This window comes from Planomicrobium sp. CPCC 101079 (assembly GCF_007859275.1).
Taxonomy (GTDB): domain Bacteria; phylum Bacillota; class Bacilli; order Bacillales_A; family Planococcaceae; genus Planococcus.
This window is the reverse complement of record NZ_VOHC01000028.1, coordinates 247,491-262,476: the sequence shown is the minus strand read 5'-3', so window position 1 is coordinate 262,476 and position 14,986 is coordinate 247,491. Positions and strand designations below refer to the sequence as shown.

Sequence of the window (14,986 nt, the reverse complement as noted above, 5' to 3'; positions counted from 1 at the left end):
AGCTGAAGATAAATGAGAATGCAAAATGAAGTGGCGATCGTAACAGGAGCGGCAAGCGGCATCGGACAGGAGGTATCAGTTCAGTTTGCAAAAGAAGGCGCAAGGGTGGTCTTGGTGGATTTGAATTCGTGTGAAAAAACGATTGAACTGTTAGGAGGAGCGGATTACTTGGAATGTCTGGGAGATATCCGAGATCCCGATTTCGTAAAGGCCGTGGTAAACCGGACAATCGAGAAATATGATGAAGTCCATGTGCTAGTGAATAATGCGGGCACTTGCAGCCGTTTGGATCTTGAAGACATGACGCTTGATATGTGGGAGCGGGATCTGGATACCAATTTGAAGGCGACATTCCTGTTCACGCAAGCCGTCATTTATCCGCATATGAAAGAGGCGAGGTATGGCCGCATTGTCAACATCAGTTCTGTTTCAGGCATAAACGGTGGAGTGGTATCCGGAGGGGATGAGAAAAATGGCCGCTCAGGCCCGGCATATGCGGCATCAAAAGGCGGCGTCATTGCGTTAACCAAATGGGTGGCGAAAGAAGTCGGCAAGTATGGCATCACGTGCAACTCAGTAGCCCCTGGAGCGACAGCGACGGCCATTACTGCAGGTGTCCCTTATGATACGAGCAATCAGGTCATCGACCGGATGGGAGAGCCGAGTGATATAGCCAATGCCGTTCTTTATTTTGCAACGAAAGAAGCCAGTTATACAACTTCCCAGATTCTGAAGGTCGATGGAGGGGTTAGTATTGGATAACATTCGGACTCAGACGGCGTATGATGAAGCCACTCACCAATTTGCTGGACAGGAAGAGGGAATGTTAGATCCCGCTCGCATCCAAGCGGTATATGATGGGCGATCTCACCGAATTGTCGGACGTTTGATGAAGGATGTTGATTTGTTTGGGGGAATCAAGGAAATCTGCAACCATTTCAATATAGAGGCGGCTCATTTCCAATGTTTTGGATCATTGAAGTATGCAACATTTGTCCAAATGGAGCGAGGCGATGTTGAAGGCGCAGTAAGATACTCAGAAAAAATAAAATCCGATTCAGCTGTGGAACTGCTTTCTGGAACAGGGTTTGTCGGCTGCGGTGAAGATGGAAAACTGGATGTTCATTTTCATGGCATGATGATTGACTGCGATCGGCAGATTAACGGCGGCCATTTCTTGGCAAATGAAAATCCTGTAGCCGTTACTGTTGAATATATTATATTTCCGTTGGACGGTGTTGAAATGCAGCGCGGAAAAGATCCTCATTGGGGGCTGCCTGTTTTCCAGTTTACAAAAGGAGTGAAGAGTAAATGGAAACTTTAGGACAATTAGCTTTAAAGTCAGCGGATGCATATCCGGGCAAAGTGGCAGTGAAAGATGAAAGGCGTTCATTCACTTATCAAGAGTTTATCGAACGTGCGAAAGCATTGGCTGCTTACTTTAACAGTTTGGGATATAAAAAAGGTGACCGCATTGGTGTATTAATGTCAAACCGCTTGGAGCATATCGAATTGGATATCGCTGTCGCTTTAGCTGGAATGATTAAAGTTCCCCTTAACTATCGCCTTCATCCGAAAGAACACCAGTACATGATTGATGATGCCGGGCTCAGCATTTTGATCGGTGACCAGTTATTGATTGATGCTGTTGAAATGGATGTGCCGGTGCTTTATATCGGGCAGCCGTATGAAATGGTAATTGAGCAGTTTAAAGGAAAATCATTTTTTGAAACTGTTGCTGAAGATGATTTATTCGCAATCATGTACACCTCCGGAACTACGGGAAATCCGAAAGGGGTCATGTTGTCCCATCGGAACATGATTGCCGGAGCCCTGTCGCTTGCTCAAGTATGCGAAGTGGGTTATGAAGACATCGTCGGCCACGTTGCGCCGTTGACCCATGGCTCCAACTTCTTGAGCCATGTTTCCTGGCTGTACGGATTGACGCAAGTGGTCTACAGCAAATTCGAGCCGGAAGAGTTTTTGGACCATTTGGCAGAAGACAAGATATCCATATTGTTTTTAGTCCCGACAATGGTCAATCTCATGATTCAGCATCCGGGGTTTGATGCTGCTAAATTGGCGACTGTCAAATCGATCAATATGGCGGGATCACCGATTGCAGCAAGCAAACTGCAGGAAGCAATTGAAAAAGCCGGCACTATTTTTGTGGAGACGTACGGGCAAGTGGAAGCGCCGATGTGCATCACGATGATGCCGCGAAACGAAATTCTTCATCGCCTGGATTCGTGCGGGCGGATTGGCATGTTTGTTGATGTGAAAATAGTGGATGATGAAAATAAAGAAGTGGCGCATGGCGAAGTTGGGGAAATCATTGCAAAAGGTTCGCTCGTCATGAAGGGTTATTGGAATAACGAGAAAGCGACCAATGAAACGCTGCAAGATGGTTGGCTACATACAGGAGATTTAGGCTGGCGCGATGAACAAGGATTTGTGCATATCGTGGACCGCAAAAAAGATGTTATCATTTCCGGCGGCGTCAACATCTATCCGCGCGAAGTGGAAGAAGTGCTGAATCTGCACAAAGGCGTCAAGGAAACGTGCGTCATCGGTGTACCTGACGACAAATGGGGAGAAAACGTCATCGCCTTTGTTGTGCCGAATGGGAAAGAAGAAGTGACGGTGGAGCAGCTTATCGAATTGTGCAAAGAAAACTTGGCCAGCTTTAAAAAACCGAAAGAAATTTTCCTGGTCGAAGAGCTGCCGAAGAGCTCATACGGCAAAATCTTAAAGCGGGAAATGAAACAGCAGCATGTGGAGGTGAGCAAATGACGAACGTATACGTCCATGGTATTGGAATGACGAAGTTTGGGAAGTTGGATTCTTCTTTGAAAGAGCTATTGCTGGAAGCCAGTACAGAAGCGTTAAATGATGCGGGGCGCCCGAAAATCGATGCGGTATTTGTCGGCAATTTTATGGGAGGCAGCATTTCAAACCAGGAAATTTTAGGAGCGCTTATTGCAAATGATCTGGGCCTTGGCTATATCCCCTCTACAAAAGTGGAAGGAGCTTGTGCTTCAGGCGGAATCGCTTTCCGCCAAGGCGTAATAGGGGTGTTAAGCGGGGAATATGATACCGTATTAATCGCCGGAGTAGAAAAGATGAAACACGCTTCTACACCGGACGTAACCCAAGCAATCAATTCCGCAATGGATACAACTTCTACAGAAAAGCACGCAGGGCTGACATTCCCAGGTTTTTTTGGGGTGCTGGCGAACCGCTACTTTTATGAAACAGGAGCTTCGAAAGAACATTTGGCTCGCGTAGCCTTGAAAAACCGGGAGAACGGCGTCCGGAATCCGTTAGCGCAGTTTCCAAAACCGACAAGTTTGGAAGAAATTATGGCAGCTCGCATGATTACCGATCCGCTTGGCTTGTTCGACTGTTCGCCGATGACCGACGGCGCCGCTGCCATCGTCATTTCCCGCAAAAAATCGCCGATTCATGTCCGTTCTTCGGCCCAAGTTTCGGGACCGACGCAAATGCAGGATGCGGTGGACTTGTTGTCGATACCGGCGATCGGCGAATCTGGACGCTTGGCTTACGAAAAGGCAGGCGTAGGTCCTGAAGACATCGACGTCGTCGAAATCCACGACTGTTTCTCCATGACTGAAATCATCGCAACAGAGGAACTCGGTTTCTTTAACCGTTTGGAAGGCTGGAAGGCAGTTGAGGAAGGCCGCACAAAAGTGACAGGCGATAAGCCGGTCAATACAAGCGGCGGCTTGTTATCGCGTGGTCATCCAATCGGAGCCACCGGTATTGCGCAGCTCTATCAATTAGTGCGCCAACTGCGAGGCAATGCGGCCAACCAAGTGGCGAACACTCCGCGTTTGGCGCTTGCGCAAAATCTAGGTGGAACAGGATCTTATTCGACTGTCCATATTTTAGAAAGGGTGTAAGGGATATGAAGATTTATTCATGCTGTGGCACAGATTCCATTACAAAAAAACACGCTTGTCCAACATGCAGAGAAAGCAAGCACGAGGAAAAAGAAGTGTCCGATAAAGGAACGGTTTACAGCTACACGAAAATCCATATAGCCCCAGCGGAATTTGCGGACATAGCCCCGTATAATGTTGTGTTGGTCGATTTAGATGAAGCGAATGCTAAAGTGACGGCGCGTATTCAAGAAGATGTGGAAATCGGGGACGCAGTCAAACTGAGCCGCGTCGAAAAAGGTGCCTATGTCTACGAAAAAGTATCGAACACTTCAGCAGTTGTGTGAAACAGAGAAGGTGGCTTATAATAGCGGCCTTCTTTTTATAGAGTTGAAACTATTGTTGAATGCCGTTCGGAAAGTAGGTTATACTGAATTTCAAGACGAATAGAAAGCGCTTTCAACATTTTCCGGGTATTAAAGAGATTGTTTTTTGGCATTTACATACCGGCCGTTCAGTATTAAAAACTAAGACGCTTAAACATATACAGCAGATGAAAAGGGAGGAACTTTAATGGGAAAAAAATTTGCAGGAAGAACGGCGTTCGTGACAGGCGGAAGCCGTGGCATTGGCAAAGAAATTGTGGAACGTTTTGCGAGCGAAGGAGCCAATGTCGCAATCATTGATGTGAACGAAGAAGCGCTGGCGTCAACGGAGAGCGAATTAAAGGAAAAGGGCTATTCCGTTTACACAAAAAATGCCAGCGTAACCGACCGGGAACAAATCGAAGGAGCGATGAAGGAAGTGTTCGACCTTTTTGGCTCCATTGATATTCTGGTAAATAATGCAGGTGTCATCCGGGACAATATGCTGTACAAAATGACGGATGAGGATTGGCTGACGGTAATGGATGTTCACTTGAAAGGGGCGTTTTACGCTTCTCGTGCCGCGCAGCAATACATGACACAAAGCAAATACGGCCGCATCATCAATATTTCATCGACTTCCGCACTAGGAAATCGAGGGCAATCCAATTATTCGACTGCAAAAGCCGGCTTGCAAGGATTAACGAAAACGTTGGCGATCGAACTTGGGAAATTTGGCGTAACGGCAAATGCAGTGGCGCCAGGGTTTATCGAGACGGACATGACTAAGGCGACTGCGGAACGAATTGGCATTCCGTTTGAGGAACTGATCAAAGCAAGTGTATCGCAAATTCCGGTGGGGCGCAGCGGAAAGCCGGAGGATATTGCAAATGCAGTGGCGTTCTTTGCAGATGAGCGCTCATCTTTTGTCAGTGGGCAAGTATTGTATGTGGCAGGTGGACCGAGAAACTAGCAAGGGGGTTAAAAAATGTTGAAATCAAGTATCGGCAAGTCCTCGAACAAAGTGAAAAATACCATTGAGAAAGAGGCCGTCCGTAAATTTGCAGAAGCGATCAGCGATCCTGCTCCGATATACTCAGATGAGTTCACAGGAGCAAATTCGCGCTACAAAACTGCAATTGCGCCGCCTACTTTTCCTGTCACATTTGATGCCGGAATAATTCCGGATTTGCACTTGCCTGCTAAAGGCTTGATCCATGGAGAACAGATTTATCATTACAATCGGCCTTTATATGTCGGTGAAGATGTGTATTGCTGGATGGAAGTAAAAGACTACTTCGAGAAAAGCGGCAATTTTGGAGATATGGGGTTTTTGGTGTTGACGAAATTCGGAGAAGATGAATCCGGAGCGCTTTTGTTTACGGAAGAACGCACTGTAATTATCTCTGAAGCTGCGCAAAAGGAGATGCTGCCATGAAGTTCCTGGCTGAGTTGCAAGCAGGAGAATCGCTGCCCTCCATCCAATTGAATCCAGTAAACCGTCTGGATCTGATCAATTACTCAGAGGCATCAAGTGATTTCAATCCGATTCATACCGTAGATGAAGAGGCCGAAAAAGCCGGTTTGCCAGGAATTATTGCTCATGGCATGTGGACGATGGGCAATTTGGCGAAATTATTCACACCTTATTACGAAGAAGGATTCATTCAAGACTATGCTATCCGCTTTAAAGGGATGGTCTTTCTCGGCGACACCGTCACCTTAAAAGCGACGGTTGTGGAAAAGAGAGAGCAAGAGGTGAAATTCACAGTTGAGGCTGTCAATCAAAACGGCAAGAATGTCTTAAAAGGCCATGTTATTTTCTCCTTGTAGTCATATCTTAGGTTGCCGTTTCTGAAAAGACTCGGCATATTCTTTTGGCTTTTCTGCCGCGGAATGAGGATAGAGGAATGGTATAATAAGCTAAAAGGCAGTTAGGAAAAAGAGAAAGGCAGTGGCTCTCTATGAAAGCAGAATTGATGAAGCAAAGCACCGACCTGTTTGTGGAAAAAGGGTTCAGTGCAACATCCATCCAAGACATCGTGGACGCATTAGGCGTCACTAAAGGCTCGTTTTATTATCATTTCAAAAGCAAAGAAGCTCTCCTTATGGATATCCATCTTCGCTATATCGATGATTTATTGAGAAGGCAAAAGACGATGTTGGAAACCGAATCAACAAATCGGGGGAAACTGGTGAAAGTTGTGGAACTGCTTATCCACGACATTGAAACTCAAGGGGCGATTGGACGAGTGTATTACCGGGAAATCCGCCATTTATCACCTGAAAACGCGGCGACCATCCGGGCAAAACGCGCCGAGTTCCGAGAGAATATTGAACGGGTCATTGAAAATGGCATTAAATCAGGTGAATTCCGGGAAAGCTTGCAACCGAAGATGATCACTTTCGCAATTCTTGGCGTCACCAACTGGAGCTACCAATGGTTCAATCCAGAAGGCTCGCTTTCCGTGGCTGAATTGGCAGATATGTATGCCGATTTTATCTTGAGTGGCATTCTCGCACCCCAAGCGTAAAGCGCAATAAAACCCCGCCAAAGTTTTGGCGGGGTTTTTCATGTCTTTTGAAGCTCTAAGTCCAACAGGAACCGCTTAAGTTCCATGCCGCCCCGGTAGCCGCTGATAGCTCCGTTTTTACCGATTACGCGGTGACAAGGCACCAAGATAAGGAGAGGGTTGGCCCCGATAGCGCTGCCGACTGCTCGGGCGGCGGATGGCCGGTTAATGCGTTCTGCAATTTCCGAATAGGAAACTGTTTTTCCGTAAGGAATCGCCTGTAAAGCGCGCCAAATTTCTTCCTGAAAAGGAGTTCCTTTGACGTCGATGGGCAGCGAGAAAGTTTGTTTAGCTCCGCTAAAGTAATCTGTCAATTCTTGGACATATGGCGCTAACGTTTCAGGGTTTTCGATCAGGGCAAAAGCGGGATAGCGTTTGGCGAAATAGGCTTTGAATTCTTCAAAAGAACTGGCAGGGGACCCGATATAGCAGAGCCCTTTGTTTGTTTTCGCCACATAAAGCTCCCACTGTCCATGTTCTAGAACTGTCCACTCAATCACTTGTTCGCTTTGCTTCATTGTGGTTCACTCCTCTTCGGAATTGGGCCGGCGTTTGGTCGGTCTTTTTTTTGAATAACGTTATAAAATAAGGCGTATTCAAGAATCCAACAGCTCCGGCGATATCAGCGACAGAGCGGTTGGTCGTTAATAGCTCTTGTACGGCTTTTTCCAACCGCTTTTGTTGGAGATAAGATAAAGGCGAACGTCCTGTTGATCGTTTGAATGATCGCTGTAAATGATAGGGACTGCTATGAAAAGTATCAGCAAGTTTTTCCAGTGTTACATCTTCGGCGAAATAGATGTCTAACCATTCCATGATTTGCTGGCTCCATTCTTCCGCAGGCAGCTTCAATCCATCCGGTTTGCACCGTTTGCAAGGCCGGTAGCCTTGTTCGAGGGCGATAAAAGCATTCTTGAAAATACGGACATTTTCTTTGTTGGGCAAGCGGGATTTGCACGAAGGGCGGCAAAAAATACCGGTTGTTTGAACACCGTAAAAAAACTGGTCGTCGAATGCCGGATCGTTTTCCATGATGGCTTTCCAGTAAATCGCTGGAATTGAAAAAGTTTTTTGCGTTTTCATTCTTCCATCACCTCTACTCACAGTATACACTCAGCAGTTGTCCTATCAACGCTTTTGCAATGAAAGCGCAAGATAACGAAACTTGGATTGTATAAGCTGAAAACTTTCCGTTTTATCATTTTTCAAGAGGGAATAAAATAATAATGACATCAATTGGAAAAGAGAGTGGAACTTATGATTGATTCCTTGGCAGAATTGCTCGAAGAGAAAGGCTATAAAGACAAGCGTTCGGTATCATGGAACGCCGTCAGCAGAGATGAAGAGCTGTCAGAAAACTTTTTGCGAGAAAATAGTGACCAAGTAAACTGGAAGTTGGTTTCTGAATTTCAGGTATTGCCTGAAATATTCGTCCGGGAATTCGGCGGCCGCTTATATTGGAAAGAAGTAATACAGCATCAACAAGTTTCGGAAGGCTTCATCGAGGAGTTTGCTTCAGAAGAAAAATGGCAAGTAGAGACAGAAAAGTTAAGCAGACGCCAGCAAACCTTATACGAGAAGGAAGGGCTGCCATTTGATGAACGCGAATATTGGACGATTGTCTCGATGAAACAACAGCTTGCTAATGGCAAAGGGCTGTCCCCGGCGTTTATTGAGCGGCACCAAGAAAAGTTATCATGGCATTGCCTTTCAAAGTGCCAAAAATTGCCGATGCAGTTGATCGACCGCCACAAACGCCATGTGGACTGGCATGAAATTACCCGCATGCAGGTGTTGTCAGAAAGATTTATCGAAAAGCATCGTGACAAGGTGGAATGGGGGACTATCTCCTTCCATCAACAGTTGACAGAGCGGTTTATCAATAAGCATCATGAGAAAATGAGTTTTATCTCAGCGGAGCAAAAACGCTCGGAAGCTTTTTTGTATACTTATCTGAATAAAATGGACGCAGCTTCGATTATTGAAAACCAAAACTTGCAAACTGTGAGAAAGTATCACGACATGGATGTTTATGTGATTGCGAAAAATAGAAGGAAAAAGTATATTATCGAATTTCACAATCCAGAAGATTCCCGTAAATTCTGCAAAGCGGGAGAAGAAGAGCTGTTCGAATACTTGGCAGAAAATGATATGTTCGAAGTAATTGAAAAGGATTTCCCCGAACTCACCCTCGCGGAAGGCGATGGTTATTAATGGGGAAACCCTTTACATAAGTTATTGCTTTTCAAAACTGGTTTTTGCTTTTTCTAAAAATTCGATGGTGTATGCAATGAATTCTTGTGCAGTCTTGGTTTGGGTCCGTTCTTTATGCCATATCAATCCGACGGAACGGGTGCATTTGGGTTCAATAATATTGAGTTCGGCCAGCTTTAAAGAAGAGAGGCGCTGGCTTCTGATCATGGAGGGGCTAAAGGCGATGCCTAGCCCTTTTTCTACGAGTTCATATGTGACCCCGGTTTCGTCTCCCTCAAAAGCAAAATCCGGATAAAATCCTGCTTCAGCACAAAAGTTTTCCGTCATCTGCCGGAATCCATAGCCAGGAGGCATGACGATGAACGGATCATTTTCCACTTCATGCAAATAGATGCTTTTTCGCTCCGCTAAAGGATGGGATAGTGGAACCGCCAACAGAACTTCTTCTTCGATGATTGGATACCATTCGATATTGTTTCCTTCGATAGGGAAAGTCGAGATGCCGACATCGATTTCTCCAGTCTCAAGCTGCGTCTTCATCCGATCGGCGAAAGCTTGATACTGGCGGAATCGTGCTTTTGGGCGATGTTCCAGAAATCCTCCCAGCAGTTGTGGCAGAATCGTTGGAATGGTTACCGCAACTGAAATGAGTTCGTTTTGTTTTTCGGTTAAAAATGCAAGTTCTTTTTCCCCTTTTTGCAGCTCCAAAAAGACATTCTCGACTATTTTCAAATAGGCTTCCCCTAAATTATTCAGCCTGATTTGGCGTCCGGTGCGATCAAACAACTGATAACCCAAGCGCTGTTCCAGTTTAGATATCATTTTGCTTAAAGCGGGTTGGGAAACATTCAATTCTTGTGCGGCTTTTGTTAAGTGCTGGTGTTTTGCCACCTCTTGGAAATACTTTAATTGCAACAAATCCATGCGGCCTACCCCTTTCGAAACATAGAACCAATTCTCCTATTGTAGTCGATGTGAGCCGAGTTTCGCAAATAAGTAAACCAACTGCCAGCAAAAGGCTTTTTAGAAGGAAAAGCGGGATATAAAAAAAGCTGCAGGTTCTATAGACCTGCAGCAAAAAGATTAGAAAGCTGACTAAACAAGAGAGCCGCCTTTTTTCAGGAACATTTGTATTCCTTCTGATGCCCGATAAGAAAGGGCGCCAAGCGTAGCGGTCGGATTGAACGAGCTGTTGTGAGGGAAGGCGGATGCTCCCACCACAAAAACGTTTTCTGCATCCCACATTTGAAGGTAAGAGTTTACTGCAGACGTTTCCGGATCCGCGCCCATAATAACGCCTCCTGTGTTATGGGTGTTCGTATCTTTGTTGACATTAAAATCATTTTGGACGTCATTGGTTTGAATAATATCGGCGCCAATTTTCTCCGCGATTTCATGAGTCTTTTTAGCCATGAATTTGACTAGCTCTTTGTCTTGTTCTGTATAATCGAAAGTCATGCGCAATAACGGCTTGCCGTAAGCATCCTTATACGTCGGATCCAAATCAAGGTAGTTGTAGCGATGTGGCATGCTCGCCCCTTGGGATTTGACCGGGAAATAGCTATTTGCATATTTAATAGATGCTTTTTTGAATTCCGCTCCCCATTTTGGCGTGTCGCCTGGAACTACATTATTGGCAATCGGGCGGTTGCCATACTGGGTTACGCGAATGCCGGCGCCATGAAGGAACTTTTCATTGGTATGGTCAAAAGCATCTCCGACAAAATCAGGAATTTCGATGCCAAGCGCTCCAGCTCCACCGTATAAGTTGAATTCCTTATCTTCAAAGAACAGCATCGATGAAGCTGAACTTACTTGATAGCAGTAGTTTTTGCCGATTACCCCAGTTTGAGTGGCTGAATCATAAGGACGGCCTAGACCAGAGTTCAACAACAGTCTTACATTGTTATACACATAACTTGCTATAACAACAACTTCCGCCGGCTGCTCGAATTCTTCACCTGTAATTGAATCTACATAAACGACACCAGTCGCTTTGGAGCCGTTGTTTAAAATTTCAATGACATTCGAGTGGGTGCGAAGGTCCAGGTTTCCTGTTTGCTGCGCTACAGGAATAACCGTAACGGCGGGATCGGCTTTTGCACCGTACTCACATCCGAAGTTTTCGCAGTATGCGCAGTATTGGCAGGCACCGCGTGAAATGCCATCTGGATTCTTGTAGGATTCAGATAAATTGCCGGATGGAATGACGTATGGTGAATAACCAAGATTTTTAGTCGCAGCTTCAAACATTTTCATTATTGGTGTTTTTAACATAGGACCGGTCGGATATGGATTTTGGCGGGGACCATAGCCAAACCCTTCGACGGTTTCCCCGGAAATGCCAGCCATTTTCTCGAATGTGTCATAATACGGTTCAATCTCATCATATGTAATGCCCCAGTCTTGAAGTGGCATATCCTTGCTGATTTTATCTTCTCCGTATCGTTCAACTGTTTTGGTTTTGATTTCAAAATCGTATGGAAGGAAGCGGTAAGTTTGGCCGTTCCAGTGGCTGCCGGCACCTCCAACGCCGTCTCCGACAATAAATGTACCGTAATCGCGCATTGGAAGAGCACGCATTTTTTCATTGTTTCGGCTCGTAATTGTCTCTTTTGAAAGATCCTGCATCAACTCTTCGCGATGCTGATAACGCAATTCGTCATGTCCCATGGCATAGTCGGCGGTTTTTCTCTCTTTTCCGCGTTCTAGTCCAACCACGTTGATTCCTGCTTTTGTAAGTTCAGCTGCTACGATTCCACCGGCCCAACCCATGCCGACGATGACAACGGGAACTTTAGGTAATTTTTTTGCCATTAGTTTTCAATCCTTCCTATCATCAATGACCCATATGGCTGTTAAGGCCTTGTGGATCCAATTTTACAAATTCTTCTTTTTGGATTTCTTGGGTATAGCTCATCCGGGAACCAGGGAATTTCCGCATTGCCCAGCCCTCCATGTTTTTGTTGCCGCCGTATAAAGGATCGGCGTACACGCCTTCGATTGTAAGTGTGCGTAATAAATTAAAGAAATTGCTGGATCGGACTGAAGAGATTTTAGGGGCTTTATCTTCACTGAAATCTGTTAAAACCTGGTCTTGTTGTTCAGCTTCCAGGTCGACAAATCTTGCATCGAATTTTTTGGTGCTATATGAATCCAAAGCTTTTAACCCCAGCAAAAATAGGTCTTTGCGCAAAATCCTGATTTGGCTTCCTTGAGTTTCTTCGGCTTCGTAAAATGGGCCGGACATATATTCCTTGGCGTTGATGCCCCATGAACCGGCCAATTGGTGGTCGATATAGATTGCTGCATTCAATTCCATGGCCCCAGGCCCGTTTTCATCTTTCGGATAAATACGCTCAGCAGCCGCTTGGGTCAATTGATATTGTTCGGGTGTGAAGAACATCAAGGCTTCTGCTGGATTAACCGTTAATGCAGGGGATGCGGGGTGGGCTGAGGATTTTGAAGTGGTTTCAGCATTGACGCCAAACAAACTGCCGACGGCCCCTCCTAATACAATTCCGCCTACTGTCATTCCTGTATTTTTCAAAAAGGTTCGTCTAGTAGTCCCTTTTTTGGTGATTTCTTTGTTTTCTTCCATAAGTAAAACCTCCAGATTTGTTAAAAAGCTGAGAAAAACAGGGTAAAGCAGATATATAAAACTTGAACATCAGCTGACGTACATACAAAACGAAATTATACTCCGATAACAATTAAAAATATAATACCAATTTATATAAAAACAGATAACCTATAGGTTATGAAATGAATTTCAAAAAAGAAAGGCCTTCATCGGAAATGAAGGCCTTTCTTTTAGAAGCGGAGATTTAAAGGATAGCATTGAAGTTGTATACCACTGAGAACACCGCTGTGCTTAGCAGCAATATGGTGTTGAACAGCCAATATTTTGTGCCAGACCAGCAATATACGATAATAGCTAACCCTACAGCTGCCCCTGCTAATGTAAACCATGGGAAAACGGGATGGTTCAAATATAAAAAGTAGCCAAAATCTGTTACTAGAAATATGGCTAAGAGTAATTGGTTGATCAATCTCAATTCCTCGTTGCTATGTTGTGTCATTTTATTCACCTGCCTCTTAAAAATAATAACCTAAAATATATGATTTACAAAATACTACTCACGAGTATAATAACAAATAGAAACAAACGTCAATCCTTCTTTTCCTGGTTGTCATTGGAAAAGAAGAAAAGGCCAGTGCTTGCAAGGAGGAATAAGTGATGCCAAATATCGGTGTGCCAGGCTTAATTTTGATCTTGATTATTGCTTTGATCATATTCGGACCGGCGAAATTGCCGCAGCTCGGCAGATCGGTCGGCTTAACATTGAGGGAGTTTAAAAATTCGACAAAAGAAGTTGTGGATGAAGTCGCAACAGAATCCCGACCTGAAGAAAAAGCTCATAAATAAGCCATTGATAATTTTCTTGCATTTTGATGCACAATAGAAAAAGGCAACTCTTTCTCAGTTAAGAGAGGTTGCCTTCTTTTGGTGGAGAAAAGTTATATGGAAGAAAGTCGGTCACACAGATGATTCCTGAGCTTCAAATGCTTTACAGCTGTTTTGCAGCATAAGCTTGCTAGGAGCTTGGCTGATCACTGTTACAGCTTCTTGCAGAGGAATTTTGTCTGTTTTGTTTACTAGCTCTTCACAATTTAATAATAGGAATGTCTATATGATTTACAAATTGTGCATGAGGAGTATAATTACAAGTGGAATAGAGCAACAATCAAAAATTTATTCATTTAATTCCACATGATACAAGCCTTTTGACGAAAGACGATGGGGTTTTTCGCTGTCAGAATTGACATGTTTCCCGAGTTAACGAAGTAGGTGGTTAAAGATATGGATAAGGAAGAAACAGTTGTCGAGCACTTAGCTGAGCTAAGAAAACGGCTTATCATTATTGCGGCAGCATTTATTATTTCCCTGGGAGTCGGTTTTGCAACTGCTGCAAGAACTTTGCAGTACATCAAGTCGCAGCCGACAGCAGTCAATGTAGAATGGAACGTATTCGGGTTTACAGATGGAATCTTGATCTACTTCAAATGTGCGTTGATATTGGCCTTGTTGATTACATTGCCGATTGCTTTGCATCAAATCTGGCTATTTGTAAAGCCGGGTTTATCGGAACAGGAAGCAAAAGGAACGTTCCTTTTTATCCCGATATCTTTCCTGCTATTCATAGCAGGTGTAAGTTTTAGTTATTTTGTTTTGTTTCCATTGATGTTGAATTTCATGTCAGACGTTAACCAGTCCATTGGGGCAACGGAGACGTACGGGATGAACCAGTATTTTACGTTTATGTTTAACTTGATCATTCCGGTGGGTATTGTGTTCGAAATGCCGGTCGTCATTATGTTTTTGACGAAATTAGGCGTTGTTACTCCATATACATTGCGGAAAATGCGCAAAGTCGCGTATTTCGTATTGGTTGTAGTCGGCGTTGTCATCTCGCCGCCTGATTTTGTTTCAGATATATTGATCATCATTCCGCTATTTATATTGTTTGAAATTAGTATCTTCGTTTCAAGTTGGACATATAAGCGGACATTAAAACAGTACGAAGAGCTTGCAAAATAAACAGATCCTCAGGAGGGAAACCCATGCCAAATATCGGTGTACCAGGTTTAATCTTAATTCTTGTTATCGCTTTGATCATTTTTGGACCAGCTAAACTGCCGCAATTGGGAAGAGCAGTCGGCCAAACCTTGAAAGAGTTCAAAGATTCGACAAAAGGAATCGTAGAAGATGTAACTGAAGAATTTAAGACAGACGATAAAAAAGACAGCGACAAAGACAAAGTCGTTATCGAAAAGAAAAAATAAAGTTCACAAAATAACCGCCTTTCGCATCTGCGATGGGCGGTTTTTCTTTCATTTAGCGGCTAACACGTTATAATAAAAGAAAAAA

At 44.3% G+C, this 14,986-nt stretch carries 19 protein-coding genes; 13 read left to right on the top strand and 6 right to left on the bottom strand.

Going from position 1 to position 14,986, the window contains the following annotated elements; all coding sequences use genetic code 11:
- Positions 1 to 12: 12 nt before the first annotated feature.
- The 9 genes from FQV28_RS13425 (at position 13) to FQV28_RS13385 (ending at position 6,801) form a co-directional block, all read left to right on the top strand.
- Complete coding sequence (locus tag FQV28_RS13425) at positions 13 to 762, top strand: SDR family NAD(P)-dependent oxidoreductase (protein WP_146497005.1); 750 nt, start codon at positions 13 to 15, stop codon at positions 760 to 762.
- Positions 755 to 1,324: a PPC domain-containing DNA-binding protein gene (locus FQV28_RS13420; protein WP_255472946.1), complete on the top strand. Its 570-nt coding sequence runs from the start codon at positions 755 to 757 to the stop codon at positions 1,322 to 1,324. Before FQV28_RS13425 ends, FQV28_RS13420 begins: the two co-directional genes overlap by 8 nt.
- Positions 1,312 to 2,793: a class I adenylate-forming enzyme family protein gene (locus FQV28_RS13415; RefSeq protein ID WP_146497004.1), complete on the top strand. Its 1,482-nt coding sequence runs from the start codon at positions 1,312 to 1,314 to the stop codon at positions 2,791 to 2,793. Before FQV28_RS13420 ends, FQV28_RS13415 begins: the two co-directional genes overlap by 13 nt.
- A complete protein-coding gene (locus tag FQV28_RS13410) occupies positions 2,790 to 3,923 on the top strand; it encodes a thiolase C-terminal domain-containing protein (RefSeq protein WP_146497003.1) in 1,134 nt (377 codons plus the stop codon). Before FQV28_RS13415 ends, FQV28_RS13410 begins: the two co-directional genes overlap by 4 nt.
- A gap of 5 nt (positions 3,924 to 3,928) precedes the next feature.
- Complete coding sequence (locus tag FQV28_RS13405) at positions 3,929 to 4,249, top strand: Zn-ribbon domain-containing OB-fold protein (RefSeq protein WP_146497002.1); 321 nt, start codon at positions 3,929 to 3,931, stop codon at positions 4,247 to 4,249.
- 226 nt (positions 4,250 to 4,475) lie between these two features.
- Positions 4,476 to 5,240 (top strand): 3-oxoacyl-ACP reductase FabG, encoded by a 765-nt coding sequence (gene fabG / locus FQV28_RS13400; RefSeq protein WP_146497001.1) that lies wholly within the window; start codon positions 4,476 to 4,478, stop codon positions 5,238 to 5,240.
- A gap of 15 nt (positions 5,241 to 5,255) precedes the next feature.
- Positions 5,256 to 5,705 carry a MaoC family dehydratase N-terminal domain-containing protein gene (locus FQV28_RS13395; protein ID WP_146497000.1) on the top strand — a complete coding sequence of 150 codons (450 nt, stop codon included), beginning with the start codon at positions 5,256 to 5,258 and terminating at the stop codon, positions 5,703 to 5,705.
- The gene (locus FQV28_RS13390) at positions 5,702 to 6,100 is read left to right on the top strand and encodes a MaoC/PaaZ C-terminal domain-containing protein (protein WP_146496999.1); all 399 of its coding nucleotides are present in this window, start codon (positions 5,702 to 5,704) and stop codon (positions 6,098 to 6,100) included. The genes FQV28_RS13395 and FQV28_RS13390 overlap by 4 nt, the downstream gene beginning before the upstream one ends.
- Before the next feature lie 131 nt (positions 6,101 to 6,231).
- Positions 6,232 to 6,801 carry a TetR/AcrR family transcriptional regulator gene (locus FQV28_RS13385; protein ID WP_146496998.1) on the top strand — a complete coding sequence of 190 codons (570 nt, stop codon included), beginning with the start codon at positions 6,232 to 6,234 and terminating at the stop codon, positions 6,799 to 6,801.
- 38 nt (positions 6,802 to 6,839) lie between these two features.
- Here the strand turns inward: FQV28_RS13385 and FQV28_RS13380 are convergent, their stop codons facing one another.
- A complete protein-coding gene (locus FQV28_RS13380; protein ID WP_146496997.1) occupies positions 6,840 to 7,358 on the bottom strand; it encodes a methylated-DNA--[protein]-cysteine S-methyltransferase in 519 nt (172 codons plus the stop codon).
- Positions 7,333 to 7,923: a bifunctional transcriptional activator/DNA repair enzyme AdaA gene (locus FQV28_RS13375; protein WP_146496996.1), complete on the bottom strand. Its 591-nt coding sequence runs from the start codon at positions 7,921 to 7,923 to the stop codon at positions 7,333 to 7,335. Before FQV28_RS13375 ends, FQV28_RS13380 begins: the two co-directional genes overlap by 26 nt.
- Positions 7,924 to 8,097: 174 nt before the next feature.
- Between FQV28_RS13375 and FQV28_RS13370 the strand changes: the two genes are divergently transcribed.
- A complete protein-coding gene (locus FQV28_RS13370; protein WP_146496995.1) occupies positions 8,098 to 9,054 on the top strand; it encodes a hypothetical protein in 957 nt (318 codons plus the stop codon).
- A 21-nt stretch (positions 9,055 to 9,075) separates the two neighbouring features.
- Here FQV28_RS13370 and FQV28_RS13365 read toward each other — a convergent pair whose 3' ends face one another.
- From FQV28_RS13365 to FQV28_RS13350, 4 genes are all read right to left on the bottom strand, one after another.
- A complete protein-coding gene (locus tag FQV28_RS13365; RefSeq protein WP_146496994.1) occupies positions 9,076 to 9,978 on the bottom strand; it encodes a LysR family transcriptional regulator in 903 nt (300 codons plus the stop codon).
- A 171-nt stretch (positions 9,979 to 10,149) separates the two neighbouring features.
- On the bottom strand, positions 10,150 to 11,871 hold the full coding sequence (locus FQV28_RS13360; protein ID WP_146496993.1) for a GMC family oxidoreductase: 1,722 nt from the start codon (positions 11,869 to 11,871) through the stop codon (positions 10,150 to 10,152).
- A 22-nt stretch (positions 11,872 to 11,893) separates the two neighbouring features.
- Entirely contained in the window at positions 11,894 to 12,655 is a 762-nt protein-coding gene (locus FQV28_RS13355) for a gluconate 2-dehydrogenase subunit 3 family protein (RefSeq protein ID WP_146496992.1), read from the bottom strand.
- Between the two features lie 226 nt (positions 12,656 to 12,881).
- Positions 12,882 to 13,136, bottom strand: coding sequence for a hypothetical protein (locus FQV28_RS13350; RefSeq protein WP_146496991.1), 255 nt, complete (start codon positions 13,134 to 13,136; stop codon positions 12,882 to 12,884).
- Positions 13,137 to 13,291: 155 nt separating this feature from the next.
- Between FQV28_RS13350 and FQV28_RS13345 the strand changes: the two genes are divergently transcribed.
- From FQV28_RS13345 to tatA, 3 genes are all read left to right on the top strand, one after another.
- Positions 13,292 to 13,483 carry a twin-arginine translocase TatA/TatE family subunit gene (locus FQV28_RS13345; RefSeq protein WP_146496990.1) on the top strand — a complete coding sequence of 64 codons (192 nt, stop codon included), beginning with the start codon at positions 13,292 to 13,294 and terminating at the stop codon, positions 13,481 to 13,483.
- A gap of 435 nt (positions 13,484 to 13,918) precedes the next feature.
- Positions 13,919 to 14,656 carry a twin-arginine translocase subunit TatC gene (gene tatC, locus FQV28_RS13340; protein WP_146496989.1) on the top strand — a complete coding sequence of 246 codons (738 nt, stop codon included), beginning with the start codon at positions 13,919 to 13,921 and terminating at the stop codon, positions 14,654 to 14,656.
- Between the two features lie 23 nt (positions 14,657 to 14,679).
- The gene (gene tatA, locus FQV28_RS13335) at positions 14,680 to 14,901 is read left to right on the top strand and encodes a twin-arginine translocase TatA/TatE family subunit (protein WP_146496988.1); all 222 of its coding nucleotides are present in this window, start codon (positions 14,680 to 14,682) and stop codon (positions 14,899 to 14,901) included.
- The last annotated feature ends 85 nt before the right edge of the window (positions 14,902 to 14,986 follow it).

Bases quoted from the DNA above. Each gene is read 5' to 3' on its own strand.
- FQV28_RS13415 (WP_146497004.1), top strand. From the start codon at position 1,312: ATGGAAACTTTAGGACAATTAGCTTTAAAGTCAGCGGATGCATATCCG.
- FQV28_RS13355 (WP_146496992.1), bottom strand. From the start codon at position 12,655: ATGGAAGAAAACAAAGAAATCACCAAAAAAGGGACTACTAGACGAACC.
- FQV28_RS13425 (WP_146497005.1), top strand. From the start codon at position 13: ATGAGAATGCAAAATGAAGTGGCGATCGTAACAGGAGCGGCAAGCGGC.
- FQV28_RS13395 (WP_146497000.1), top strand. From the start codon at position 5,256: ATGTTGAAATCAAGTATCGGCAAGTCCTCGAACAAAGTGAAAAATACC.
- FQV28_RS13410 (WP_146497003.1), top strand. From the start codon at position 2,790: ATGACGAACGTATACGTCCATGGTATTGGAATGACGAAGTTTGGGAAG.
- tatC (WP_146496989.1), top strand. From the start codon at position 13,919: ATGGATAAGGAAGAAACAGTTGTCGAGCACTTAGCTGAGCTAAGAAAA.
- FQV28_RS13365 (WP_146496994.1), bottom strand. From the start codon at position 9,978: ATGGATTTGTTGCAATTAAAGTATTTCCAAGAGGTGGCAAAACACCAG.
- FQV28_RS13350 (WP_146496991.1), bottom strand. From the start codon at position 13,136: ATGACACAACATAGCAACGAGGAATTGAGATTGATCAACCAATTACTC.
- FQV28_RS13370 (WP_146496995.1), top strand. From the start codon at position 8,098: ATGATTGATTCCTTGGCAGAATTGCTCGAAGAGAAAGGCTATAAAGAC.
- FQV28_RS13360 (WP_146496993.1), bottom strand. From the start codon at position 11,871: ATGGCAAAAAAATTACCTAAAGTTCCCGTTGTCATCGTCGGCATGGGT.
- FQV28_RS13390 (WP_146496999.1), top strand. From the start codon at position 5,702: ATGAAGTTCCTGGCTGAGTTGCAAGCAGGAGAATCGCTGCCCTCCATC.
- FQV28_RS13380 (WP_146496997.1), bottom strand. From the start codon at position 7,358: ATGAAGCAAAGCGAACAAGTGATTGAGTGGACAGTTCTAGAACATGGA.
- FQV28_RS13385 (WP_146496998.1), top strand. From the start codon at position 6,232: ATGAAAGCAGAATTGATGAAGCAAAGCACCGACCTGTTTGTGGAAAAA.
- FQV28_RS13405 (WP_146497002.1), top strand. From the start codon at position 3,929: ATGAAGATTTATTCATGCTGTGGCACAGATTCCATTACAAAAAAACAC.
- fabG (WP_146497001.1), top strand. From the start codon at position 4,476: ATGGGAAAAAAATTTGCAGGAAGAACGGCGTTCGTGACAGGCGGAAGC.
- tatA (WP_146496988.1), top strand. From the start codon at position 14,680: ATGCCAAATATCGGTGTACCAGGTTTAATCTTAATTCTTGTTATCGCT.
- FQV28_RS13375 (WP_146496996.1), bottom strand. From the start codon at position 7,923: ATGAAAACGCAAAAAACTTTTTCAATTCCAGCGATTTACTGGAAAGCC.